22 protein-coding genes and 1 tRNA gene are annotated in these 23,279 nt (G+C 66.9%); 9 read left to right on the top strand and 14 right to left on the bottom strand.

Going from position 1 to position 23,279, the window contains the following annotated elements; genetic code table 11:
* The first annotated feature begins 74 nt into the window (after positions 1–74).
* Together AC1DEZ_RS09485 and AC1DEZ_RS09480 are read left to right on the top strand one after the other, a co-directional pair.
* Positions 75–1,082, top strand: a complete 1,008-nt coding sequence (locus AC1DEZ_RS09485) for an LLM class flavin-dependent oxidoreductase (RefSeq protein ID WP_476779555.1) — start codon at positions 75–77, stop codon at positions 1,080–1,082.
* Between the two features lie 154 nt (positions 1,083–1,236).
* Positions 1,237–1,704, top strand: a complete 468-nt coding sequence (locus AC1DEZ_RS09480) for a Fur family transcriptional regulator (RefSeq protein WP_476779554.1) — start codon at positions 1,237–1,239, stop codon at positions 1,702–1,704.
* Positions 1,705–1,728: 24 nt separating this feature from the next.
* On the opposite strand, the gene AC1DEZ_RS09475 is transcribed toward AC1DEZ_RS09480, so the two are convergent.
* Both AC1DEZ_RS09475 and AC1DEZ_RS09470 read right to left on the bottom strand, forming a co-directional pair.
* On the bottom strand, positions 1,729–2,001 hold the full coding sequence (locus AC1DEZ_RS09475; RefSeq protein ID WP_476779553.1) for a GNAT family N-acetyltransferase: 273 nt from the start codon (positions 1,999–2,001) through the stop codon (positions 1,729–1,731).
* Between the two features lie 16 nt (positions 2,002–2,017).
* Complete coding sequence (locus AC1DEZ_RS09470; RefSeq protein ID WP_476779552.1) at positions 2,018–3,637, bottom strand: OpgD/OpgG family glucan biosynthesis protein; 1,620 nt, start codon at positions 3,635–3,637, stop codon at positions 2,018–2,020.
* A 269-nt stretch (positions 3,638–3,906) separates the two neighbouring features.
* On the opposite strand from AC1DEZ_RS09470, the gene AC1DEZ_RS09465 reads away from it, so the two are divergent.
* The 4 genes from AC1DEZ_RS09465 (at position 3,907) to AC1DEZ_RS09450 (ending at position 8,762) form a co-directional block, all read left to right on the top strand.
* The gene (locus AC1DEZ_RS09465) at positions 3,907–4,467 is read left to right on the top strand and encodes a glyoxalase superfamily protein (RefSeq protein WP_476779551.1); all 561 of its coding nucleotides are present in this window, start codon (positions 3,907–3,909) and stop codon (positions 4,465–4,467) included.
* Between the two features lie 791 nt (positions 4,468–5,258).
* Entirely contained in the window at positions 5,259–6,404 is a 1,146-nt protein-coding gene (locus AC1DEZ_RS09460; RefSeq protein ID WP_476779550.1) for a type III PLP-dependent enzyme, read from the top strand.
* A 233-nt stretch (positions 6,405–6,637) separates the two neighbouring features.
* Positions 6,638–7,174 (top strand): GNAT family N-acetyltransferase, encoded by a 537-nt coding sequence (locus tag AC1DEZ_RS09455; RefSeq protein WP_441511654.1) that lies wholly within the window; start codon positions 6,638–6,640, stop codon positions 7,172–7,174.
* Positions 7,175–7,325: 151 nt separating this feature from the next.
* Positions 7,326–8,762 carry a homospermidine synthase gene (locus AC1DEZ_RS09450; RefSeq protein ID WP_476779549.1) on the top strand — a complete coding sequence of 479 codons (1,437 nt, stop codon included), beginning with the start codon at positions 7,326–7,328 and terminating at the stop codon, positions 8,760–8,762.
* 15 nt (positions 8,763–8,777) lie between these two features.
* On the opposite strand, the gene AC1DEZ_RS09445 is transcribed toward AC1DEZ_RS09450, so the two are convergent.
* The 4 genes from AC1DEZ_RS09445 to AC1DEZ_RS09430 all read right to left on the bottom strand — a co-directional run bounded on the left by AC1DEZ_RS09445 (position 8,778) and on the right by AC1DEZ_RS09430 (position 12,372).
* Positions 8,778–10,175 carry an MFS transporter gene (locus AC1DEZ_RS09445; protein WP_476779548.1) on the bottom strand — a complete coding sequence of 466 codons (1,398 nt, stop codon included), beginning with the start codon at positions 10,173–10,175 and terminating at the stop codon, positions 8,778–8,780.
* Positions 10,172–10,843, bottom strand: coding sequence for an LON peptidase substrate-binding domain-containing protein (locus AC1DEZ_RS09440; protein ID WP_476779547.1), 672 nt, complete (start codon positions 10,841–10,843; stop codon positions 10,172–10,174). The genes AC1DEZ_RS09445 and AC1DEZ_RS09440 overlap by 4 nt, the downstream gene beginning before the upstream one ends.
* Positions 10,844–10,866: 23 nt before the next feature.
* Entirely contained in the window at positions 10,867–11,766 is a 900-nt protein-coding gene (trxA, locus tag AC1DEZ_RS09435) for a thioredoxin (protein WP_476779546.1), read from the bottom strand.
* Between the two features lie 81 nt (positions 11,767–11,847).
* Entirely contained in the window at positions 11,848–12,372 is a 525-nt protein-coding gene (locus AC1DEZ_RS09430) for a prolyl-tRNA synthetase associated domain-containing protein (protein WP_476779545.1), read from the bottom strand.
* A gap of 236 nt (positions 12,373–12,608) precedes the next feature.
* On the opposite strand from AC1DEZ_RS09430, the gene AC1DEZ_RS09425 reads away from it, so the two are divergent.
* Positions 12,609–12,683: transfer RNA gene (locus tag AC1DEZ_RS09425), tRNA-Gly, on the top strand.
* Between the two features lie 203 nt (positions 12,684–12,886).
* Here AC1DEZ_RS09425 and AC1DEZ_RS09420 read toward each other — a convergent pair.
* From AC1DEZ_RS09420 to AC1DEZ_RS09385, 8 genes are read right to left on the bottom strand one after another with little or no spacing between them, the layout of a single operon-like run.
* On the bottom strand, positions 12,887–13,672 hold the full coding sequence (locus AC1DEZ_RS09420) for an SDR family oxidoreductase (protein WP_476779544.1): 786 nt from the start codon (positions 13,670–13,672) through the stop codon (positions 12,887–12,889).
* On the bottom strand, positions 13,672–14,601 hold the full coding sequence (locus AC1DEZ_RS09415) for a dihydrodipicolinate synthase family protein (protein WP_476779543.1): 930 nt from the start codon (positions 14,599–14,601) through the stop codon (positions 13,672–13,674). The genes AC1DEZ_RS09420 and AC1DEZ_RS09415 overlap by 1 nt, the downstream gene beginning before the upstream one ends.
* A gap of 8 nt (positions 14,602–14,609) precedes the next feature.
* Positions 14,610–16,049 (bottom strand): FAD-binding oxidoreductase, encoded by a 1,440-nt coding sequence (locus tag AC1DEZ_RS09410; RefSeq protein ID WP_476779542.1) that lies wholly within the window; start codon positions 16,047–16,049, stop codon positions 14,610–14,612.
* 3 nt (positions 16,050–16,052) lie between these two features.
* The gene (locus tag AC1DEZ_RS09405; RefSeq protein ID WP_476779541.1) at positions 16,053–16,736 is read right to left on the bottom strand and encodes an aspartate/glutamate racemase family protein; all 684 of its coding nucleotides are present in this window, start codon (positions 16,734–16,736) and stop codon (positions 16,053–16,055) included.
* Positions 16,733–17,395, bottom strand: a complete 663-nt coding sequence (locus tag AC1DEZ_RS09400; protein ID WP_476779540.1) for a flavin reductase family protein — start codon at positions 17,393–17,395, stop codon at positions 16,733–16,735. Before AC1DEZ_RS09400 ends, AC1DEZ_RS09405 begins: the two co-directional genes overlap by 4 nt.
* Positions 17,396–17,399: 4 nt before the next feature.
* Positions 17,400–18,644, bottom strand: a complete 1,245-nt coding sequence (locus AC1DEZ_RS09395; protein ID WP_476779539.1) for a hydantoinase/carbamoylase family amidase — start codon at positions 18,642–18,644, stop codon at positions 17,400–17,402.
* A gap of 5 nt (positions 18,645–18,649) precedes the next feature.
* Positions 18,650–19,999 (bottom strand): dihydroorotase, encoded by a 1,350-nt coding sequence (locus AC1DEZ_RS09390; protein WP_476779538.1) that lies wholly within the window; start codon positions 19,997–19,999, stop codon positions 18,650–18,652.
* 51 nt (positions 20,000–20,050) lie between these two features.
* A complete protein-coding gene (locus tag AC1DEZ_RS09385) occupies positions 20,051–21,148 on the bottom strand; it encodes a DUF917 domain-containing protein (protein WP_476779537.1) in 1,098 nt (365 codons plus the stop codon).
* A 178-nt stretch (positions 21,149–21,326) separates the two neighbouring features.
* Between AC1DEZ_RS09385 and AC1DEZ_RS09380 the strand changes: the two genes are divergently transcribed.
* Positions 21,327–22,253, top strand: coding sequence for a LysR family transcriptional regulator (locus AC1DEZ_RS09380; protein ID WP_476779536.1), 927 nt, complete (start codon positions 21,327–21,329; stop codon positions 22,251–22,253).
* Between the two features lie 146 nt (positions 22,254–22,399).
* Entirely contained in the window at positions 22,400–23,275 is an 876-nt protein-coding gene (locus AC1DEZ_RS09375) for a substrate-binding periplasmic protein (RefSeq protein WP_441511669.1), read from the top strand.
* Positions 23,276–23,279: the final 4 nt, after the last annotated feature.

Genomic DNA, 23,279 nt, shown 5'->3' with positions numbered 1-23,279 from the left:
GCGCAGCCTTCCCATCTGGTGAAGCTCAGCCTTCCCGCCGGCACTTCGTCCGGCGCCAGCCAGCAGGGGCCGTCATGGTCGCGATCTCCGTCCTCGATCTCGTTCCCGTCGTCGAAGGGGAGGGGCCGCGCCAGGCGCTGCTCAAGTCGATCGATCTGGCGCGCCATGCCGAGAAGCTCGGCTATACCCGCTACTGGGTGGCGGAGCACCACAACATGGTCGGCATCGCCAGCGCGGCGACCTCGGTCGTGATCGGCCAGCTCGCGGCGGCGACCAGCACGATGCGCATCGGCGCCGGCGGCATCATGCTGCCGAACCACGCTCCGCTCGTGATCGCCGAGCAGTTCGGCACGCTGGAAGCGCTCTTCCCCGGGCGCATCGATCTCGGTCTCGGCCGGGCGCCCGGCACCGACCAGCTGACGCTCAGGGCGCTGCGCCGCAGCCCGATGTCATCGGACAGCTTCCCTCAGGACGTACTGGAACTGCAGGCGCTGTTCGCGCCGGCCGGGCCCAACCAGGCGATCCGCGCCGTGCCGGGGGAGGGGCTGAACGTGCCGCTGTGGATCCTCGGTTCCAGCCTCTTCGGCGCGCAGCTCGCGGCGGAGCTCGGCCTGCCCTACAGCTTCGCCTCGCATTTCGCGCCCGATGCGCTGTTGCAGGCGCTCGCGGTCTATCGCGAACGCTTCAAGCCTTCCGAGCAGCTTGCAACGTCCTATGCGATGCCGGGCATCAATGTCGTCGCCGCCGAGACCGACGAGGAGGCGCGCCATCTCGCGACCTCCCTGCAGCAGCGTTTCGTCGGAATGGTCCGCGGCGCGCGTGGCAAGCTTCAGCCGCCGATCGACGATATCGAGCAGTACTGGTCACCGGCGGAGAAGGCGCATGTCTCGCAGATGCTGCGTTATGCCTTCATCGGCTCGCCGGAGACGCTGAAGCGTTCGCTCGGCGCCTTCATCCGCGAGACCGGCGCCGACGAGATCATGATCACCGCGCCGATCTTCGACCATGAGAAGCGCAAGCGCTCGTTCGAGCTGGTGGCCGGAATCGCGGCTGACCTCGGCGCGGCGCGGAGCGCAGCCTGAGAGCGGCAAATCTGCCGGATGGTCCGTCATGTTGCGCAACATGACGGACGCAGCGGCCATTGCGATAGAAAATCATTTGCAATAATAATGCAAATGAGAGTGATTATCATATAGGTGAATTTGCAAAATCACCCGTTCGCGGTATCTCCGTGACATGATCGAAGTGGACCGGCGCGTCGCCGTTTTCGAAAACCAGCTCAAGGGGGCCGGGCTGCGCATGACGCAGCAGCGGCGGTTGATCCTGCGCGTGTTGGCGGAAGCTGATGATCACCCCGATGCGAAAGGCATCTTCACGCGCGCCTTCGCCCTCGATCCGACACTCTCGCTCTCGACAGTCTATCGCACGATGAAGGTGCTGGAGGCGCAAGGGGCGATCGAACGCCACGCCTTCGAGGACGGCGTCTCGCGCTATGAGCATGCCGGCCAGGAACATCACGACCATCTGATCGACATCGATTCCGGCGAGGTGATCGAATTCTCCTCGGACGCGATCGAAGAGCTGCAGCGGCGTATCGCCGCCGAGCTCGGCTATGAGCTCGTCCGGCATCGGCTGGAGCTCTATGGTCGCAAGATGCCGCCGGCCAAGGCGCCGGCGCAGCGCAAGAGCCGCAAGCAGAGCTGACGCGCTCGGGCCTGGGCCGATGCTTCAGCCGTCGATGACGTCGTCGTATTCGCGATGCTTCGCGATCCAGCCCTTGAGGAACTCGCAGCGGACAACGGCCTTGCGTCCGCTCGCGCGGAGCAGCTCGAAGACGCCCTTCGCCAGACGCGAGCCGACGCCCTGCCCGGCGAACTGCTCGGGCACCTCGGTATGAACAAGCACCACCCGATCGCCGTCCAGCCTGTAGGCAACGAGGGCCGTGCCGCCATCGAGCGCCAGTTCGAATCGGTTCTGTTCGGGTCTCTCGACGACGTCCATGGTCCGCTCCTTCAGATCAGCCTTGCGCGTCCGAACGCCAAGGGTAGCTCCAGGTTTCGGTCAGGGCCTTGCCGCCGCTCTTGAGGAAGGCGCGCATCTCGGCGAGCTGACCGGGCTCGACCACGACATCGATGAAGGCGCGGAAGCCCTTGGTCTTCTGGTTCGGCACGATGAAGGCGCGATCGATGCGGCCATAGGCGATCGAGGGCACGATCTCGACCTTTTCCGGCTGCTTGACGTGGTAGTCGAGGTCGCCGCCGGCGAAGTCGACGATGAAGCGGCGGGCGCCCTCCGTCACCGGCTCGCCCGAACCCAGCGCCTTCGGTTTGGCCTGGTAAGTGTTGATCACCCGCCCGCCCGGGTGCAGGTCGCTGGAGTCAAGCATGGCGGTGAGCTTGTAGGCGAAAGAGAATTCCTTGCCGGGTTCGAGCGGCGTCTTCGGCGCCCAGAGCGCAACGACATTGTCGTTGGTCTCGTCCGAGGTCGCCATCTCGATCAGCTCGACGACGCCCTCGCCCCAGTCGCCCTGCGGCTCGATCCAGTAGGACGGGCGCAGCTCATAGGCGAGATCGAGATCCTGATAGTGCTCGAAGGTGCGGTCGCGCTGCATCAGGCCGAAGCCGCGGACATTGCGCTCGACGAAGGAGGAGACGGCCTGCTGCTTGGGATTGCGCAGCGGGCGCCAGATCCATTCGCCGCTGCCGGAATGGATCATCAGCCCGTCCGAATCGTGCAGCTCGCTGCGGAAATCGTCGAAGAAGCGGCGGTCGTTCTCCCCCGTGAAGAACATCGAGGTCAGCGGCGCGAGGCCGAGCTTCTCGATCGGGACGCGCGGATAGAGTGTCGCCGCGACATCGATCACCGTGTCGAGATCGGGATAGATGGTGAAGCGGAAGGCGCCGGTCACCGAGGGGGAGTCGAGCAGCGTGTGGATGATGACGCGCTCGGCATCGGCCGTGGGCTGCTCGATCCAGAACTCGCGGAAGACCGGGAATTCCTCATTTGCCGTTCCAGCCCCGATCGAGAGCCCGCGTGCCGAGAGGCCGTAGCGCTGGCCGCGGCCGAGCACGCGAAAATAGCTGGCGCCGATGAAGGAGATCAGCTCGTCGAAGACGCGGGGGTCGTTGAGAGGATAGTGCAGCCGGAAGCCGGCGAAGCCGAGATTGACCGGCAGCGGCTTGTCGAACTTGACCTTGCCGTAATCGAACAGGTTGGCGGCATAGGGCACAGGGGTCGGCACGCCGTCGCGGACTACGTTCACCGTGACCGGCCGGGTGAACAGGAAGCCCGGATGGAACATCTGCATGCGGAAGGGCGAGCCGTTCTGAGCGAGCAATGCCCGCTCGGGCCGGAAGCGGACGTCGCGCCAGGCATCGTAGTCGAGCTTCGCCAGCGCCTCGGGCAGGCTCGCGCTCGGCTCATAGGCGACGGCGGCGATCTCGCGCGCCCGGCGCTGCACGTCCTCGAAGCTGAAGCGCGGCTGCGGCGCCGCGCTCTGAGGCGGCGGCGGCTGGGGCTGGCCTTGCGGCGGTGTCTGAGGCCGCGGCTGCTGGGCCAGAAGGACGGAGGGCGCTGCCGAAAGGCAGAGCGCGGCTGAGAGTCCCCCCAAAACCCGGCGGCGATCTGTCATGGTCATGCGTGGTCCGTATTCCCGTCGCGGCTGTCCGCGAAATTGAGCAGCAGCCGAGACTTAAGGCCATCAAATGGGGCCGGTCTAGGGCATCCGCCATTGACAGGAGATGAAGATATCGCAACCTTCGCGACCGGCCGGATGCGGCCAGCCGCTCGCGCCCGAAGGGCAAGGTGTCCAGATGAAGTCCCTGTCCTGATCCCGATCGACTCGTGGACGGATATCGGCAAGGCGAGCCCCGATCACTCCCGTCCGCAGCGAGAAGGATCACGACGATGCGTAGCTTCCGCGATGCGAAGCAGATGGCGAAGAGCCTGCGCGAGACCATGGCCGCGAGGCAGGTGACGCTCTCCCATTCCGAAACCCTCGAAATCGTGGCGCGCCAGTTCGGCTATGACGACTGGAACGTGCTGGCGGCGAAGATCGGCCAAACCGCGCCCGATGCGCCGGCTGCGGCGACCGACGGGGCCGTACGCCTGCAGACGGGGATTCCGGTCCTCAGGATCTTCGACGAGGCCAAGGCGAAGGAGTTCTACCTCGACTTCCTCGGCTTCACGATGGACTGGGACCATCGCTTCGGGCCGAACATGCCGCTCTATATGCAGGTGTCGCGCTCCGGCTTGCAGCTCCATCTCTCCGAGCATCACGGCGATGCCAGCCCCGGATCGACCGTCTTCGTCTGGATGGTGGGGATCGATGCTCTCCATACGGAGCTGATCGGCAAGCGCTATACTTATTCGAAGCCGGGCATCGAGGAGGATGGGCCGGGCGGGCGCACCCTGCAGGTGCCGGACCCCTTCGGCAATCGAATCCGCTTCTGCGAAAGGCGTGGCTGACGCGTTCGACCTGTGATCGCTGCCGAAGCGTGCACCGCACCGTCATGCTCGCCCTTGTGGCGAGCATCCACGTCTTGAACACGGTGTTCGACCAGCGAAGCCGTGGATGGTCGGGACAAGCCCGACCATGACGGGAGGGCGCGTTCATAGGCTCGGTGCTTTCTCTGCGCGAAGCCCGGAGCGCACGGCATGAATTCCGCATTGACATGGCACATGCTAACCCATAGCCGGCGAAGAGCTTTTTGCCGTTAATCCGTTCCCGAATGGGCTCGGATCGACCCTGCAAAAAAATGCGGCTCCGGGTGCACAAAACACTTGTGGTCCGGGGCCGGCATCCGTATATCGCGTTCACCCAATTCGCACGTGCCTGTGGCCGCGTGCTGGTCGGTGGGCATCCGGACAAGAGGCCGGACAGCCGCCAGGGGTTGGAAGACGGATGGAGGGGATGGACATCCCTCAAATCACGCTTCCCGTTTCTCGCAAGAGAGGCGTTCCCCGACACAGACCAGCAGCCGGAGGCAAAACCGGCGAACCCCGAATCTCCACGGGGGACGCAGCTTAAAGCAACGACGGAGCGGGCTTTTTTGGTCTCGCTGGCTTTCCACAGGCCGGCACCGAAGAGGCTTGTCCTTCATTGCCGGCCGTGCGGGGTCTTCCCCAATCGAACGGTGTTTCGGGTCCGGACGTTTCGTCCGTTGTCGAAGGCGTCTCCACAGCGCCTTGCGATGACAGCGATTCATTCGGCGATACATCGCATCGACGCCGCTTGCGTCGTAGGGGAGTCGCGTCTCATGACCGACCGCATCCGTGAGTTTCTTCGCACCCGACGTGAGGACGGGCCCTGTGTCGTCATCGACACCGATGTCGTGCGTGAAAATTATCATGCCTTCGCCCACGCGCTGCCCGACACCCGCGTCTTCTACGCGGTGAAGGCTAATCCGGCGGCGGAAGTGCTCGCCCTGCTGGCCAAGCTCGGCTCCTGCTTCGACTGCGCCTCGGTCGTCGAGATCGAGCTCGCGCTCGCTGCTGGCGCCACCGCAGATCGCATCTCCTTCGGCAACACCATCAAGAAGGAGCGCGACGTCGTGCGCGCCATGGAGCTCGGCGTGCGTCTGTTCGCCGTCGACTGCACGGCCGAGGTCGAGAAGGTCGCTCGTTCTGCCGAAAAGACCGGCACGACGGACGCGCGCATCTTCTGCCGTATCCTCTGCGACGGCGCTGGCGCCGACTGGCCGCTCTCGCGCAAGTTCGGCTGCGTGCCCGAAATGGCCGCGGACGTGCTCGAGCACGGCCATCGCCTCGGCCTGCTGGCCTATGGCATCTCGTTCCATGTCGGCTCACAGCAGGCGAATGTGAACGCCTGGGATTCCGCCCTGGCCTCGGCCTCGGCGATCTTCAAGGAGTGCGCCACCCGCGGCATCTCGCTGTCGATGGTCAATCTGGGCGGCGGCTTCCCGGCGCGCTACCTGAAGCCGATTCCGGGCGTGCCGTCCTATGGCGACGCGATCTTCCGGGCGCTGTCGAAGCATTTCGGCAACCAGCTGCCCGAGACGATCATCGAGCCGGGCCGCGGCATGGTCGGCGAAGCCGGCCTGATCGAGGCCGAGGTCGTGCTGATCTCGAAGAAGGCCGAGTCGGACGAGGTCCGCTGGGTCTATCTCGACATCGGCAAGTTCAACGGTCTCGCCGAGACCATGGACGAGGCGATCCGCTACCCCATCCGCACGACGCGCGATGGCGATGCGACCGTCCCGTGCGTGCTCGCCGGCCCGACCTGCGACTCTGTCGACGTCATGTACGAGAAGACCCCGTACATGCTGCCCTTCTCGCTGGAGATCGGCGACAAGGTGCTGATCGAAGGCACGGGCGCCTATACGACGACCTATGCGTCCGTCGCCTTCAACGGCTTCCCGCCGCTGAAGCAGTACGTCATCTGACGGAAAGTACGGGGCGGCTTTCGCCGCCCCCATGCCAATCGGGTCCGGCGAAGCGCCCTGCCGCATGGCAGGCTGTCCGACGCCTGTCGGGTGGAGCGTTCGTATCTCCAGAACGGAGATGCGGGCGTGGCTCCCGCCGGACCCCCTTCCACACAACTCATCCGCTTGTGGCCGCGCTCGCGCGGCGCCGGGAAGGTCTGCGTGAGTGCAGGCGCTCCGGCAGGAGGTGCGTCATGATCACGATCCGCGACGAGATCGCCAACGACATTCCCGCCCGCGAGGCGCTGCTCGACCGGTGCCTGGGCGAGCGCCGCACCGCCAAGTCCAGCGAGCGCCTGCGCGAGGGCCGCCTGCCGGCGCAGGGGCTTGCCCTGACCGCGGAGCGCGACGGCGAGCTGCTGGCGACGGTCCGCCTCTGGCATGTGGAGGCCGATGGTGTGCCGGCGCTGCTGCTCGGCCCGCTCGCGGTCAAGCCGGAACTCCAAGGCGAGGGGCTCGGCAAGGCGATGATGCGCGAGGCGCTCTGGCGTGCGGCCTGCCGCGGGCATGGCGCGGTCATCCTCGTCGGCGACGCGCCCTATTACGCACGGTTCGGCTTCGATGCGGCGTTGACCCGCGACCTCGCCATGCCCGGCCCGGTCGAGCGCGAGCGCTTCCTCGCCATCGAATTGCGCGAGGGCGCTCTCGACGGTGCAAGCGGCGTGCTCGTAGCCGGCGGTGCCATGATCCCAGCGGCCGTGGAAGCGGACGAGGTGGCGCAGGCCGCCTGACGCTTCACATCCATCGTCATCGCGCCGTCATCGCCCGGCGCTTTCCATGCGCTCACCCGCATGGAAGGCGTTCCGGCGATTGACGGCGCGATTTTGCGCCCATACGACCCTTTCGACCTTTTTTACCCCCAGAACCCAGGAGTTACAGAGAATGACGAATTGGCCCGTCTACGGCGAGATCACCGGCCCGATCGTGATGATCGGCTTCGGCTCGATCGGCCGCGGTACGCTGCCGCTGCTCGAACGGCACTTCAAGTTCGACAAGAGCCGCTTCGTCGTCATTGCTCCCGATGATTCCAATCGCCACCTGCTCGACGAGCGCGGCATCCGCTTCATCCAGGAAGCGCTGACGCCGGCTAATTACAAGGAGATCCTGGAGCCGCTGCTGACCGCCGGCGGCGGGCAGGGCTTCTGCGTGAACCTGTCCTGCGATACCGGCTCGCGCGATCTGATGGAACTCGCCTCCAGCCTCGGTGCGCTCTATATCGATACGGTCAACGAGCCCTGGCTCGGCTTCTATTTCGACGAGAGCAAGGGGCCGGCCGAGCGCTCGAACTATGCGCTGCGCGAGATGACGCTCGCCGCCAAGCGGGCGCGCTCGGCGGGCAGCCCGACGGCCGTCTCCTGCTGCGGCGCCAATCCCGGCATGGTCTCCTCGCTGGTGAAGCGGGCACTGACGAACCTTGCCGCCGATATGCGTCTCAATGCGACGCAGCCGAACACCCGTGAGGAATGGGCGGCGCTGATGCAGCGCGTCGGCGTCAAGGGCATCCATATCGCCGAGCGCGATACACAGCGTTCGAAGAACCCCAAGCCGCCGGGCGTCTTCGTCAACACCTGGTCGGTCGAGGGTTTCATCGCGGAAGCCGTGCAACCCGCCGAGCTCGGCTGGGGCACCCACGAGAAGTGGATGCCGCCGAATGCCCATGGCCACGAGACAGGCTCGCAGGCGGCGATCTATCTGATGCAGGCCGGCGCCGAGACCAAGGTCCGGAGCTGGTGCCCGACGCCCGGCCCCCAGTACGGGTTCCTCGTGACGCATAACGAGTCGATTTCGATCGCGGACTATTTCACGGTGCGCGACGAGACCGGCAAGGCCATCTTCCGGCCGACCTGCCATTACGCCTACCACCCCGCGAACGATGCCGTGCTCTCGCTGCACGAGATGTTCGGCAATGCCGGCCGCCCGCAGGAGGAGCAGCACATCCTCGAGGAGAACGAGGTTGTCGACGGCATCGACGAGCTCGGCGTGCTGCTCTACGGCCATGAGAAGGGCGCCTACTGGTTCGGCTCGCAGCTCTCGACCGAGGAGGCGCGTTCGCTCGCGCCCTACCAGACCGCGACCGGTCTGCAGGTGACCTCTTCAGTGCTCGCCGGCATGGTCTGGGCGCTGGAGAATCCGCGCGCCGGGATCGTCGAGGTCGAAGAGCTCGACTTCAACCGCTGCCTCGAGATCCAACGACCCTATCTCGGGCCGGTGAACGGCTATTACACCGACTGGACGCCGCTCGATGGCCGTCCGGGGCTGTTCCCGGAGGATATCGACGAGAGCGATCCCTGGCAGTTCAGGAACATCCTGGTTCGCTGACGATCAGAACGGGCGCTACGGCGCCCGTTTCACTGTGACGCCGGCGAGCAACGCCGCGCCTGCCAGGAAGAAGACGATCAGGACGGCAAGCCCCGCCCGCTGACTGGCGAAGACGCTTGTCGCCAGCGCGACCAGCGTCGGGCCCATGAAGGACGTGACCTTGCCCGACAGGGCGAAGAGCCCGAAGAACTCGCCGATGCGGCCGGGCGGCGCGAGCCGCGCCATCAGGCTGCGGGAAGCCGCCTGCAACGGGCCGGCGACGAGGCCGATCAGCAGGCCGAGACCGAGATAGACCCGCTCCGGCAGCGAAGCGTAGAGCCCGTCGCCGGGAGCGTGCGGGGTGGCCGGGATCACGAACAGGATATGGTCGGCACTCAGCGAGAGGATGCCCAGGCAGGCAAAGAGCAGGCAGGCGATCGCCCCTAAAATGACCGGCTTGCCTCCGATGGCGTCGTCGAGCTTGCCGCCGAGCCAGGCGCCGAGCGTGCCGGTGAGGGTGAGCAGGATGCCGAAGATGCCGAGCTCGATGGTCTGCCAGCCGAAGACGCCGGCCGCATAGATTCCGCCGAAGGCGAAGAGCGCGACCAGCGCATCCTGGTAGATCATGTTGGCGAGCAGGAAGCGGCCGAGCGAGGGCAGCTTCGGCAGCTCGGCCAGTGTGGCCTTCAGCCGCCCGACGCCACCGCTGGCCGCCTCGGCGAGGCTCAGGCCCGTCTTGCGCGAATCCGGGGTGAGCAGGAACATCGGTGTGACGAAGATGACGAACCATAGCGCAGTGAGCGGGCCGGAGAAGCGGTCGCCCTCCCGCGCGGCCGCGTCCAGCCCGAAGATCGGCGCGATGCCTGCCAGCGTCTTGCCGGTATGCGGATCCGCCGCAAACAGCCCGAGCGTGATCGCGAGCGACAAGAGCCCGCCGAGATAGCCGACGGCCCAGCCTGTGCCGGAGAGCCAGCCCAGCCGCTCGGGCGGCACGAGCCGCGTCATCATCGCGTTGTTGAAGGTCGTCGCGAACTCGGCGCCGATCGTCGCGATGACGAAACCGGCGAGTGCGATCGTCACCGCGAAGGCCGTGCCCGGCACCGCGAACCAGAGCATCGCCGAGCCGATCACCAACAGCGCCCCGAAAGCCGCGATCCAGGGCTTGCGCGGCCCTGTCCTGTCGGCGATGCCGCCGAGCAGGGGCGAGAGCAGAGCGATGCAAAGGCCCGCTAGCCCGGTCGCATAGCCCCACAGCGCCTGCCCCTCCGCCGGATCGCTCGTCAGCACCGAGGCGAAGAACGGCGCGAAGACGAAGGTGGTGATCAGCGTGAAGAAAGGTTGCGCTGACCAGTCGAAGAAGATCCACGCCACGACCGCGCGGCGCGGCGGCCAGACTGTCGGCGGAGCTTCGGCAGGTGGCGTGGCGACGGTCACTGCAGGGTGGTGTCCGGGTCGCTGCCGCCGCGGGCCAGCTCGATCTCGGTGATCGCGACCAGCACCTCCGCCCGATCCTTCAGCGTCCGCGCCTCGAGAAGGGCCTGTTTCTCGCGCGGCCCGAACGGGCACATCATCGAGAGCGCGTTGACGAGAGCCTCATTGGGAGCCTCGTTGACGCCCTTCCAGTCGATCTTGAGGTCGTTCGCCTTGGCGAAGTCTTTGAGCGCCTTGAGCAGGCCCTTGCGATCGACCACCTCCTCGCCGGTGCGGGCAACGAAATCCGCGGCGAAGGGCTCGTAATCGACGCGTGCCTGCCGGTAGGGGGTTGTGACCGACAATTCATCCAGCAGCCGGAACCGGCTGATCCCGGTCAGGGTGATGATGTAGCGTCCGTCGCCGGTTTCCGCGAGCTGAGTGATCCGGCCGAGGCAGCCGATCTTGAGCAGCGGAGGGATTTCCGGCTGGCGGCCAACCTCTGGCTCGGGCTGAATCATGCCGATGACCCGCTCGCTCTTCAGCGCGTCGTCGATCATGGCAAGATAGCGCGGTTCGAAGACGTTGAGAGGCATCTGGCCGCGCGGCAGGAGCAGCGCGCCGCTCAAGGGGAAGAGCGGGATCACCTCAGGGCAATCCCCGGCCCCCTCATAGACGGCGTTTATGCCCATGTGCGGTTCCGTCCTCTCGGCGGTCAGGAGAACAACAAGGTCGACAGCTTGCGGCGGCCGGCGACGCTCGCGTCGTCCATCGGCCCCCAGGCCTCGAAGAACTGCAGGAGCTGCTTGCGCGCGCCATCATCGTTCCACTTCCTGTCGGCCCCGATGATGGCGATCAGATGGTCGACCGCCTCGTCGCGCCTGTCGCGGGCATTCAACGCCAGCGCCAGATCAAAGCGGGCCTGATGATCCTTCGTATTGGCCGCGACCTTCGCCTCGAGCTCGGCGGTGTCGCCGAGCGAGGCAGCCTGCTCGGCGAGTTCGATCGCGGCGCGCAAGGCCGTGATGGCCGAGTCCGCAGCCTTGTCCTGCGGTGCCATGGCGAGGATGCCCTTGGCGCCTTCGATATCTCCGTTGTCGAGATGCAGCCGCGACAGCCCGGCGATGGCGGCGAGATTATCAGGCTCCACCTGCAGCACGCCGGCATAGAGCTCGCTGGCGCCGGCCGGGTCGCCGGCCTCGATGGCGGCCTGCGCAGCCGTGATCAGTTCCTCCGTCGCGCCGGGGCCCATCGGGCCGACGAGGCGCTCGATGAAGGCCTTCACCTGGCTTTCCGGCTGGGCGCCCATGAAGCCGTCGATAGGCTGGCCCTGCTTGAAGGCGATGACGGCCGGAATCGACTGGATGCCGAGCTGGCCGGGAATCTGCGGGTGATCGTCGATATTCATCTTGACGAGCTTGACCTTGCCGCCGGCAGCCTTGACCACCTTCTCGATGACGGGGGTGAGCTGCTTGCAGGGGCCGCACCAGGGCGCCCAGAAATCGATCAGCACCGGCTGCTTCATCGATTCGGCGATGACGTCCTCGCGGAAGCCCTGCGTCGTGGTGTCCTTGATCAGGCCGGGTTGCTCGGCCGCCTCGCCATTGACCAGCATGGGTCGCCCTTCGTGATGCTTCGTAGAGGCGCCGGCGCGCCGGAACGGGCGCCTGCGCAGTTGCCCCATAGATGGGATGCTTCAGCCGTTCTGTCCATCGGGCGGGACGGGCAAATCGACGATCAGCGGGTCATGGCCGGTCTGCCTGAGGAAAGCGAGGAAATCGTCGCGGCCGACCCTGAGCGTCGCCGTATTGATCAGCGGGTGGAAGTTGACGTCCTCGCCGGTCATCAGATTGGCGTCCAGCACCATCGTGACGTCGCAGGCACGGTCGTTGACCACGGCGAAGGCGGTGACCGAGCCCGGCGTGACGCCGAGCTTCTCCATCAAGAGCTCGGCGGAGCCGAAGGAGAGCCGGCCGCTGGCGCCGATCGTCTCGTGCAGCCGCTTGAGATCGATGCGCGCGTGAGCCTCGGCCGAGACCAGGAACAGCCGCCCCTTCTTGTCCTTGAGGAACAGGTTCTTGGTGTGGTGGCCGATCATCTCGTCGCGGTGCGGCGCCGTTTCGGCCACGGTGAACACGGCTGGATGATCGGTGCGGTGGAAGGCGATGCCGCGCTCGGACAGATGTTGGCAGAGCTGAGCGGGCGTGATGGGCGTGTTCATCATGGCAAGCCGGTGGTCGCAAGCGTCGGAAACAGGTCGGGCATGGCGCTTATCCGCCGCTGGAGCGGGAGGCGGCGCTATTTGGGATGCCTAGCCTCGCCTCTGGCCGACGGCAAGCTGCCCTGTCGGCGGGGCAGTTATCAACGGCCGGCAAAAAACTTTCGCCAGGTGCTTGCGCTCCGCCGCGCTTTGGGGCAATAACCCGACCGCGCCGCCACGGCGCGACTGTCTCGGATGCGGGTGTAGCTCAGGGGTAGAGCACAACCTTGCCAAGGTTGGGGTCGAGGGTTCGAATCCCTTCGCCCGCTCCAGACAATCTCAAGACTTGAGAAGCATGCAAGCGTCGGGTTTCCCGGCGCTTTTTGCTTTTTGGGCGCCGTATCGGGGCGGGTGAGGCCATTCGCGCCTGTGCCGGCGACGAGCCACCGATATTCCATCCCACAGACCGATATGGGGGCGTCATGTCCCTGAATCTGCGCCAGCGCTCTTGTCGCTGACGCAGACGGGCGCGCGCTCAGATGCCTCTGATCAGGCCGCCATCGATGCGGATCTTCGCGCCGGTCACGTAGCTTGCCCGCTCGCTGGCGAGGAAGGTGACGACATCGGCGAATTCCTGCGGCTTGCCGTAGCGCCCGGCCGGGATCGTCGCCATCGACGCCTGCGCGACGGAATCGCGTGTCCCGCCGCTGCGTGTGGCCGCGGCATCGTCGAGCTGGTCGACGCGCTCGGTGTGGATGCGGCCGGGCAGGACGACGTTGACCGTGACGCCGCTACCGGCGACCTCCGAGGCGAGGGTCTTCGACCAGCCGATCACGGCGGCGCGGATGCCGTTGGAGAGAGCGAGGCGCGGGATCGGCTGTTCGACGCCGGAGGAAGCGATGGTGACGATGCGACCCCAGCCGCGCTCTGCCATGCCGGGCAAAAGGCGCTGCGTCAGATGGAAGAGATTCGCGGCCATGCCCTCGAAATGCTTCAGCCAGTCGTCGCGTTTGGCGTCCCGCGCCTCGCCGGGCGGCGGGCCGCCGGAATTGCCGATCAGGATGTCGACCCCGCCTTCCGCGACGAGGCGGTCGGAGAGTGCGTCGACCGAAGCAAGATCGGCGAGATCGAGCTTGACGGCGCTGACGCGGCCGCGCTGGTCCGGCGGCAGGCCGGCGATCCAGCTTTCCGTCACATCGGCGCTGCGGGCTGCGGCGATCACGGTCGCGCCTTCCGCGGCGAGCGTCCGTGCGATCGCCGCGCCGAGGCCGCGGCTGGCGCCCAGTACGAGCGCGCGCTTTCCGAAAAGTCCCAGATCCATCAGCCGATCTCCTTGAGGCGCCGCTCCTGCCGCGCGATGAGCCGCTCGATATCGGCGATATCGGCCTTCGACAATGCTCCGCCGGGCTTGCGGAGCGCGCCGGAGGCGATCGCGCCGCGCTTCGCCAGGATGTGCTTGCGGATGGCGAGGCCGAGGCCGGGCTGCTGCTCGTAGCGGGCGAGGGGCAGATAGGCGTCGAAGAGGTCATGCGCCCGCTCGACGTTGCCGGCGGCATGCGCCTTCCAGACATCGACCATCATCTCGGGATAGGCGAAGCCGGTCATGGCGCCGTCGGCGCCGCGCGAGAGCTCTTCCGGCAGGAACATCCCGCCATTGCCGACGAGGATCGAGATGCGCCGGCCGCCCTGGTCGCTGGCCGCGCGCAGGGCAGAAATCTTGGCCAGGCCCGGCCAGTCCTCATGCTTGAGCATGACGCAGCTGGGATGGGCAGCGACGATCTTGAGGATCACCGCCGGGGTGATCTGAACCTGGGTGACCAGCGGGAAATCCTGCAGGACGAAGGGCGTCTTCGGCCCCAGCGTCTCGGCTACCATGGCGTAGTAGGAGGCGATCTGGTCGTCGGTGCGCAGGTTGGAGGGCGGTGCGACCATGACGCCGGCGGCGCCGTCATCCATCACCCTGTCGCTGAGCTCGCGCATCGCTGCGAAGCCGGGCGCGGAGACGCCGGCGACGACCGGGACGCGGCCCTGCACCCGCGCCAGCACGCGGCGCACGAAGATGCGGGATTCGTCGGCGGTCAGCTTGGGTGCTTCGCCCATCATGCCGAGCACGGTGAGGCCGGTCGCGCCCTTCTCCAGATAGAAATCGACCATGCGGTCGGTACTGTCGAGATCGAGCGCACCGGTTTCGGTGAAGGGCGTCACCGCGATGACGTGGACACCCCCAGCGGTTTCATCGAGCAGAGCCATGGTCGTCCTCAGTTACTGGTGGAAGCGGGCGGGAGTTTGCCGGGCAGGAGTTTGCCGGGATTGAGCAGGCCTGCCGGATCGAGCAGGTGCTTGAGCTGGTGCATCAGCTCAAGTTCGAGCGGCGCCTTGCGCAGCTTCATCTCGGAGACGCGCAATTGGCCGATGCCGTGCTCGGCGCTGATCGAGCCGCGACGCCGGCCGATCTCGTCGTGGACGATGCGGGTGAGTTCGGGCGCAAGTGCCGCGAAGGTTGCTGAATCCTGTCCTTCGGCCGGCAAGAGGTTGTAGTGCAGGTTGCCGTCGCCGAGATGGCCGAAGACGATGGGACGCACGCCGGGCGCCGCCGCGCGGACGGCTGCGTCGGCCGCGGCGACGAAATCGGCCATGGCGGAGACCGGCATCGAGACGTCGTGCTTGGCGGCCTTGCCTTCGCGCACCAGCGCTTCCGACACGCCCTCGCGGATGCGCCAGAAGGCCCTGGCCTGCGCGCCGTCCTGCGCGATGGCGGCGTCGAGCACGAGACCCGCCTCAATGCCGTCGGCGAGCGCCGCTTCGAGACGGTCGCGCAGTCCGGCTTCATCGTCCTGGTCGGAAAGTTCGATCAGCACCGCGGCCTGCGGCATCGCTCCGAGCGGCAGGCGCGCGTCGCCGATATGGCGCAGGATCAGCGACAGGCAATCGCCGGTCATGAACTCGAAGGCCGTCAGCCGGTCGCCGCAGCGGTCTCGCACCGCGCCAAGGAGCGAGAGAGCGGCGGCAGCGTCCGCGACGGCAACGAAGGCGCTGGCGCGGGCATGCGGTCGGGCGAAGAGCTTGAGTACCGCTCCGGTGATGACGCCGAGCGTGCCTTCCGAGCCGATGAAGAGATCGCGCAGGGCGTAACCGGTATTGTCCTTGCGCAGCGCCGTCAGCCCGTCCCAGACGCGGCCATCGGCGAGGACGACCTCCAGGCCCAGCGTGAGTTCGCGCATGGTGCCGTAGCGCAGCACGGCGACGCCGCCGGCATTGCTGGCGAGGTTGCCGCCGATGGTGCAGCTGCCCTCGGCGCCGAGGCTGAGCGGGAAGAAGCGCCCGGCTGCGTCGGCCGCCTGCTGCACCTTCGCCAGAATCACGCCGGCATCGACGGTGATCGTGTTGCCGACAGCGTCGATGTCGCGAATGCTGTTCAGCCGTGCGAGCGACAGGACGACGGCCTTGCCGGTTTCATCCGGCGTCGCACCGCCCGACATGCTGGTGTTGCCGCCCTGCGGAACGACGGGCGCGGCGTAGCGGGCGCAGATGCGCATTGCGGTGGCGACCTCCGCGGTCGAGCCCGGCCGAATGACGGCTCGCGCGGCGCCATGATATTTGCCGAGCCAGTCGGTGAGGAAGGGAGCTTGGTCCTCTGGGGTGACGAAGACATTCGCCTCGCCGAGAACCCCGGCGAGTTCGGCAATCAGATCGTCCATGATTCAGCCTTTGCGGAGGGGGCGCCCGCCCCAGCCCAGACGCGCGCGCCCGATCGCCATCGTCACCGCGGCTTGCGTCGGCTCGACGACGGGAATGCCCAGTTCCTGCTCCAGCGGCTCGCGGAAGCGCGCCATGCCCGCGCAGCCCATGACCAGCACATCCGCATGATGCGTATCGCGCAGGCTGCGGCCGACCCCGATCATGCGGCCAAGCGTGAGTTCGTCGTCGGCCATCTCGGCGATGGTGAGGTTTACCGGCAGGTCGCCGGCGAAGCGGTCCATCATCCCCATCGCGCCGAGATAGCGCAGATGGCGCGGGATCGAGTTCTGGAGCATGGCGACGATGCCGAAGCGCTGGCCCAGCGTCAGCGCCGTCAGCACGCCGGATTCGGCGATGCCGAGCACTGGCTTCTCGCTTTGCTCGCGCAGCGCATGCATGCCGGGATCGGAGAAGCAGGCGACGACGAAAGCCGCCGCCTCGTTCTCCAGCCCGGCGGCGCGCTTCAGCAGGGCCGGGATCAGCCCGTCGATATCGCGCTGGGACTGGATGCCGGGCGGTCCCTCGGCCAGAGTCAGGCATTCGATGGCGGGTCCGCCGGCCATGCGCAGCGGCGCGACGGCGACGTCGATCTCCCGCGTCACGCGTTCGGTCGAATTGGGATTGATGACGTAGATCGTGCCGCTCACGACGCCTCTCCTTGCGGGGTGGACCGCGTCCGTTCGCGCCAGCCTGCGAGCGTTTGGCGCGGAGCCTGGAAACGATCGCGCAGCCCGACATACCAGTCGGCGCCATGCAGGCGGCCGACGAGGTCGAGCTTGTCGACATCGACATGCAGGCGCTCGTCGACGATGCCGTCGCGGATGTGGAGATGGACGATCTCGCCGACGACGAGATTGCGATGCCGCGTGCCGAGCGAGAGCGAGACCGTCTCGCGGCATTCGAGCTGGACGGGGGAAGCGGCGAGCCGCGGCGCCGCAATCGCGGCGCTCGGCGCGGTCGTGAGCCCAGCGGCCTCGATCTCGTCGACCTCGCCGGGAAAGTCGATCGCGCAGACCTGCATCGCCTCGACCATGGCACGATCGACGAGATTGACGACGAAGCTGCCGGTGTCGCGGATGTTCCGCATCGTATCCTTCAGCGGCGAAACCGCGCCATCACGCCCCTCGATGCCGAGCACGACCAGCGGTGGCGCGTGGCTGAAGACGTTGAAGAAGCTGAAGGGCGCGGCGTTGGCGCGCCCTTGCGCATCGACGGTGGTGACGAGCGCGATCGGGCGCGGCAGCACCGTGTTGACGAGCAGCTTGTAGAGATCGCGTTCCTTGAGGTCGCCCGCAGCCCAGTCCATCGGCTCAGCCCAGGCTCACATCGAGCAAGCGGACGGTCTCGGCCAGCACGCGGGCGCCGTCGCCGGCCTGCTCGGGCGTGATCGATTCCTCGGGCGCATGGCTGCGCCCGTCGAGGCAGGGCACGAAGATCATGCCGACCGGACCGATATGGGCGATTTGAACGCCGTCATGCCCGGCGCCGCTCGGCAGGTCGCGCGTGGCGAGCCCGAGCGAGGTCGCGGCATTGGCGATGGCCGAACGGATTTCAGGCGCACAGGCCGTTGGCGCGACATGGCTGATCGGCTCGACCGCGATGGTGAGGCGCAGCTCCTCAAGGGCAGGGCGGAGGTCGCGCACCAGCGCCTCGCCAAAGGTCTTCACCGCCGCTTCGTTGCCGGAGCGGACTTCCAGCGTCAGCACGGCCTCGCCGGGCACGGCATTGGCTGCATTGGGGCTGACTTCGATGCGCCCGAAGGTGGCGACGAGTGGCTGGTTGTCGCGCGCCGTCGCCAGCGCCCGCTTATAGGCAGCCTCGACCAGCTTCGCCGCCCCGACCAGAGCGTCGGCGCGCAGCGGCATCGGCGTCGCGCCGGCATGGTCGGCCCGGCCGGTCACAGTGATGCGCTCGCGGCGGATGCCGACGATGTCGGTGACGATGCCGATCGGGATGCGCTCATTTTCGAGCACGCGGCCCTGCTCGATATGGACTTCGACATAGGCCGCGACGTCGCCGGCAGTGCGCTTGACGGAGGCCAACTCCTCGGGCCGCCCGCCGACGAAGGCGATGCCTTCGCGCAATGTCATGCCGTCCGGGCGGGCGAGGGCGAGATGCTGCTCGTTCAGGGCGCCTGCGAGCGCGCGGCTGCCGATACAGGAGAGGCCGAATTCGCTCGGCTCCTCCGCGAGGAAATCGACGACCTCCAGCGTGTGGCGCAGCCTGTCGCCGCGCTCGCTGAAGCTCTGGGCGACTTCCAGCGCGGCGAGCACGCCGAGGATGCCGTCATAACGGCCGCCGGAGGGCACAGTGTCGGAATGCGACCCGATCAGGATCGGCTTCAGTGTGGGATCGGCGCCCGCGAGCCGGCCGATCAGGTTGCCGGCGGCGTCGAGCTCCGTTTCCAGCCCGGCATCGCGAAACTCCGCTGCCAGCCATTCCCGTCCTTCGAGGAAGCGCGAGGTGAAGGAGCGGCGCGTCCACGGACGCTCCGGGTCGGTAATCCCAGAGAGCGCCTCGATGCGCCGCCAGAGCCGGTCCTGATCGATCGCCATGGCGGTCACGCCGCCGGTCGCAGGAAGCGGCCGTCGCCGGCCTTGTTGCGGATTTCCTTGCCGTCCCAGGCGAGCTGACCGCGCACGTAAGTTGCGGCGACGCGGACGCGGAACTCGCGGCCCTCCATGGAGCTCCACTTCACCGCTGCGAGGCTCTTGCTCGGGTCGTGGATGAAGCGGCCGGGCTCCAGCACGGTGATGTCGGCATCGGCGCCGGCTTCGAGCCGGCCCTTGTCGGCGAGCAGGAAGGCCTTGGCCGGCCCCTCGCAGAGCTGCTTCACCACGATGGTCGGCGAAAGCCCGTGTTCCTCGCAGCCGGTCCAAAGCGCCGGCAGCAGCGTCTCGATGCCCGGACCGCCCGAGGTGTTCTTGAAGATCATCGGATCGCCCTTCTTCTCCAGCCCCCAGGAGACGTGGTCGGACGAGATGAAGTCGCAATGGCCGGCGGCGAGGTGGCTCCAGAGCAGGTCGCTCTCGGCCTTCGGGCGGATCGGCGGATAGTGCTTGATCTTGGCGCCGAAGCGCGGGCCGTGCTCCTCGGCATTGAGCATGAAGTACTGCACGCAGCTCTCGACCGTCGCCTTGGTGCCGGCGCGCTTGTACATGTTGCAGATCTCGAAACCGCGCGAGGTCGATACGTGGACGGCGTGGGCGCGCGCGCCCGTCTCGGCACCGATCTCGTAGATGCGGGCGGTGGCGAGGTTCTCGATCAGCGGGGTATGGGCGCGTAGGAAAGCGTCGGGGCCGGTATCGCCGGCTTCGATCAGCCTCGCGATATTGCGCCGGGTCATCTCCTGGTCCTGGTTGTGGACGCCGCAGAGCAGGCCGGTCGGCTCGATCAACTTGAAGGCTTCGTAGAGCGTGTCGTCGCCGATACGCGGAAAGCGCGTCGGATTGGCCTCGAAGGTCGAGAACTTGAAGGCGCAGGCGCCGGCCTCGACCAGCCCGGGAATGGCATGGAGCCCGTTTTCGATGGTGATCGTGGCATAGAGCGCGACATCGACATGGGCGTCGCGCTCGACGACCGCGACCTTCTCGTTGAAGAGCTTGGCGCTGGTGACGGGTTCGGGCTCGTCATAGGGCATGTCGATCATGACGGTGACGCCGCCGGCAGCGGCAGCGCGCGAGCACATGCCGATGCCCTCGTGATTGGCCTGGCTGCCGGAATGGACCTGCCCGTCGATGACGCCCGGCATGATCCACTGGCCCCGGAAATCCTGGGTCTCGCGTGCAGAGGGCGGCGCGCCGGACCCGACCTTGCCAATCTTACCGCCGGTGACGGCAACATAGCCGTCCTCGATGATCCGGTCGGACAGCACGATGTTGCCGCGGAGGACGAGATCGAAATCGCTCATGGTCGGGGTATCCGGTTGATCCTGCGGGGTGTGCGGAAGGGCGAGCGCCGACTAGTCTGCGCGGCCGAGCGCGTAGTCGGTGAAATTCATGCCCAGCGCCTTCTCTACGATCGGATAGACGCTTGGGTCGGTCACGCTGGAGCTCAGCGGGATCTTGCTTTTGGACACGCGCAGCACCGAAAGCTCCATGCCCTCGCGGACATGGCCAGCGCTGACCGGTTGGCCGTCGTTGTCGAGCGTGGTGATCACGTCCGGGAAGCAGGCATGGCGGGCGCCGTCGAGATCGGTGACGGCCATGTACTCGTTCATGACATGGATGACGCGTGCGGCCGCGCCGGTGCCGACCTGGATCGTGCCGATGTCGAAGGCCTCGTTGGTGTAGCGCACATCTTTCTTGGCAACCGGGCCGCGCGCGATGATCGAGCCGCCGGTCTGGTCGCAGATCGCGTCGATCACGGCGCTGCCGCCCTTCGGCTTCGCGTCGAGGATGCGTTCGCCCAGCGCCAGCGCCATCGAGATGCCGCCGAGCGCGGCGTTCTTGCGCACATAGGCAGCCGAGACAGGATTGCGGCAGGAGGCGATGAAGCCGCCGGACATGTCGGACGCCGTGCGCAGGATCGGCGAGACCTTGGCGGTGGCGCCGCGCGTCACCAGCTCGATGTACTGGTTCTTCGCGCGATTGCCGCCGACCGCGACCTGGATCGTCGCCTCCGGGCTGTTGGCGAGGCCGATCGAGCCCATGTCGCCGGTGGGATGGGCGCGGATGTCCCCGACCGCATCGACCACCTTCACGCCGAGGATCGCGCTGGGGAGCCAGGCATTCAGCGTGCTCGACATGCCGTTCTGGCCGATGATGAGGCCGTAGATCGGCTTGCCCAACGCCTCCTGCAGGAGCTGCACCGCCTTGACGTAGTCGATGCCCCACATCTCCCACTCGGTCGTTCCGGCGGGGGCGCCGATGGCGGCGGCGGTGGCGATGATCGCGTCGTCGGGAATCTCGTCCATGGTGACGAGTTCGGGCTTGCCGGTATTGACCGCTGCGGTGCCGAGCATGCGGCCGTGATCGGCCCAGCCGCCTCCGCCTGCCGCGAAGACCGACCCGCCGGCAACCGCGGCCTCGACATCCCTCATCGTCAGAAAGCGCTTCATCGGCCGGCCCCGTCCCGCACAAGTCGAGAGCATTGCTTAAGCGAAAAACCGGTTCCCACTTTTTCGCGCGATGCTCTGTCGCGAACCGGTCGTTGCCGGCACGAGATCGAGCTTAGAGCGCTATGCGCGAAATGAATCATGCTTATTATGCGGCCGACCATAAACGGATGTTATCGCCATGCGTCTTAATCTCCGGCAGATCGAAGTCTTCCGGGCCATCATGATCACCGGCTCGATCAGCGGCGCCGCCCGGCTGCTCTCGGTCTCCCAGCCGGCGATCAGCCGCCTGCTGGCCTATACCGAGGACCGGCTGGCGCTGCGCCTGTTCGAGCGCGTGCGAGGGCGCGTGCAGCCGACGCCGGAGGCGCGCCGGCTGTTCCAGGAGGTCGACCAGGTCCATCAGGGCGTGGTTCGGGTCAACGAGTTGGCCGACGAACTGCGCGAGCGCGGCACCGGCTCGGTGCGGATCGTCGCGAGCCCGAGCGTCGGCCAAGCGCTGGTGCCCGATGCCATCGCCCGCCTGCGCGAGCGTTTCCCGGATCTGCGCGTCGAGTTCGAGGTGCTGACGTTGCTGGAAATCGTCGCCAAGATCGTCAGCGGCCGCGCCGATCTCGGCGTCTCGATCCTGCCGATCGACGAGCCGACGCTCGATATGGAAATTCTGACCGAAGGTCGCCTGATGGTGATCATGCCGCGCGATCATGCGCTGGCGCGGCTGCGCGTCATCCGCCCGGCCGATCTCGTGCCCTATCCACTGATCGGCTTCGGGCCGCAGACGCCTTATGGCGACGTCGTCGGGCGCGCGCTCGCGCTGAAAGCGGCGCCTCTCAGGATCAGCACCGTCGTCCGCTTCACGCCGGTCGCCTGTGCGATGGTGCGGGCGGGCGCCGGCATCGCCGTCGTCGACGAGTTCGTGCTGCGCGGGCGGACATGGCCGGAGCTGGTGTCGCGCCCGCTGGCGCCCAAGACGCGGGTGCGCGCGCATCTGCTGACGCCGCGTTTCGAGCCGCTTTCGCGCACGGCGAACGCTTTCGTCGACATTTTGCGCGGTCTGGTGCCGCCTATGCCCAAAGGCAAGGACGCCGAGCCGGCCGAGGGCGCTTAACATCATGTTATGGAAACCCGACAACAAATAATTGGCAGGGCATGATTTCGCCCTGTTAGGTTTCTCGCTCCAGACGTGGCCGGATTGTTGCAGGAACAGGGGCGCAACGATCACGGCATGGCCGTCGCATAACGGGAGCGGGAAGCATGAAACTGAATTCGATCGGGATGGCGCGCGCCGCCGTCAGGGGCGTGGCGTTGGCCGCGCTCATCGCCATGCCGGCCATGGCCGAGGATGCCGACCATCCGCAGAACGAAAAACTGAAGGTGGCCTGCGATCTCGGCTTCGCGCCCTTCTGCTTCAAGACGCCCGCCGGCGAGACCACGGGCTTCACCTATGACATGTCCGCCGCGATCGCCCAGAAGCTCGGCCGCCCGGGCGTCGATGTGACGGATTCGAACTTCTCGGCGATCTTCGCCGGTCTGTTCTCCAAGCGCTACGAGATGATCCCGGCGCCGACCAACATCACGACCGAGCGCGCGGCGCAGATGCTGTTCAGCGAGCCCTATATGCCGACCGGCCTTGGCTTCCTCGTCAAGAAGGGCGGCAAGATCGCCGGTCTCGAGGACCTGAAGGGCAAGGCCCTTTCCGTCAATAACGGCTCGATCTCGGACAAGTGGCTGACCGATAACGAGGCCAAATACGGCTACACCATCCAGCGCTACAACAAGAACGCCGACGCCGTGCAGGCCGTCATGATCGGCCGTGCCTTCGCCAATGTCGCCGATGCGCCGGTCTCGCGCTATGTCGCGACCCAGACGCCGATGGCCGAAGTGCCCTTCGTTCTCGACGGCGGCCGCAATTTCGGCATCGCCTTCCGCAAGGAGGACGCCGCCTTCCGCGCCCAGGTCGAAGTCGCGCTGGAGTGCATGAAGACCGACGGCACGCTGGCCAAGATCCACGAGAAGTGGTTCGGCGTGAAGCCGGAGGCCGCCTCATCTACCGCGACGGTCTATCCGGGTACTGGCGCGCCGGGCTTCGAGGGCTATGACGCGACCGAGCACAAGGCCGCGTGCAAGTGACGTC

It is taken from the genome of Allobosea sp. 10L422, assembly GCF_056395345.1.
This window is presented reverse-complemented; position numbering and strand designations above follow the sequence as displayed.

Coding starts and splice junctions, on each gene's coding strand:
- AC1DEZ_RS09375 (WP_441511669.1), top strand. CDS start 22,400: ATGAAACTGAATTCGATCGGGATGGCGCGCGCCGCCGTCAGGGGCGTG.
- AC1DEZ_RS09395 (WP_476779539.1), bottom strand. CDS start 18,644: ATGGCGATCGATCAGGACCGGCTCTGGCGGCGCATCGAGGCGCTCTCT.
- AC1DEZ_RS09460 (WP_476779550.1), top strand. CDS start 5,259: ATGACCGACCGCATCCGTGAGTTTCTTCGCACCCGACGTGAGGACGGG.
- AC1DEZ_RS09415 (WP_476779543.1), bottom strand. CDS start 14,601: ATGGCTCTGCTCGATGAAACCGCTGGGGGTGTCCACGTCATCGCGGTG.
- AC1DEZ_RS09390 (WP_476779538.1), bottom strand. CDS start 19,999: ATGAGCGATTTCGATCTCGTCCTCCGCGGCAACATCGTGCTGTCCGAC.
- AC1DEZ_RS09450 (WP_476779549.1), top strand. CDS start 7,326: ATGACGAATTGGCCCGTCTACGGCGAGATCACCGGCCCGATCGTGATG.
- AC1DEZ_RS09480 (WP_476779554.1), top strand. CDS start 1,237: ATGATCGAAGTGGACCGGCGCGTCGCCGTTTTCGAAAACCAGCTCAAG.
- AC1DEZ_RS09385 (WP_476779537.1), bottom strand. CDS start 21,148: ATGAAGCGCTTTCTGACGATGAGGGATGTCGAGGCCGCGGTTGCCGGC.
- AC1DEZ_RS09465 (WP_476779551.1), top strand. CDS start 3,907: ATGCGTAGCTTCCGCGATGCGAAGCAGATGGCGAAGAGCCTGCGCGAG.
- AC1DEZ_RS09470 (WP_476779552.1), bottom strand. CDS start 3,637: ATGACCATGACAGATCGCCGCCGGGTTTTGGGGGGACTCTCAGCCGCG.
- trxA (WP_476779546.1), bottom strand. CDS start 11,766: ATGCTGGTCAATGGCGAGGCGGCCGAGCAACCCGGCCTGATCAAGGAC.
- AC1DEZ_RS09400 (WP_476779540.1), bottom strand. CDS start 17,395: ATGGACTGGGCTGCGGGCGACCTCAAGGAACGCGATCTCTACAAGCTG.
- AC1DEZ_RS09430 (WP_476779545.1), bottom strand. CDS start 12,372: ATGAACACGCCCATCACGCCCGCTCAGCTCTGCCAACATCTGTCCGAG.
- AC1DEZ_RS09380 (WP_476779536.1), top strand. CDS start 21,327: ATGCGTCTTAATCTCCGGCAGATCGAAGTCTTCCGGGCCATCATGATC.
- AC1DEZ_RS09410 (WP_476779542.1), bottom strand. CDS start 16,049: ATGGACGATCTGATTGCCGAACTCGCCGGGGTTCTCGGCGAGGCGAAT.
- AC1DEZ_RS09475 (WP_476779553.1), bottom strand. CDS start 2,001: ATGGACGTCGTCGAGAGACCCGAACAGAACCGATTCGAACTGGCGCTC.
- AC1DEZ_RS09485 (WP_476779555.1), top strand. CDS start 75: ATGGTCGCGATCTCCGTCCTCGATCTCGTTCCCGTCGTCGAAGGGGAG.
- AC1DEZ_RS09455 (WP_441511654.1), top strand. CDS start 6,638: ATGATCACGATCCGCGACGAGATCGCCAACGACATTCCCGCCCGCGAG.
- AC1DEZ_RS09420 (WP_476779544.1), bottom strand. CDS start 13,672: ATGGATCTGGGACTTTTCGGAAAGCGCGCGCTCGTACTGGGCGCCAGC.
- AC1DEZ_RS09440 (WP_476779547.1), bottom strand. CDS start 10,843: ATGGGCATAAACGCCGTCTATGAGGGGGCCGGGGATTGCCCTGAGGTG.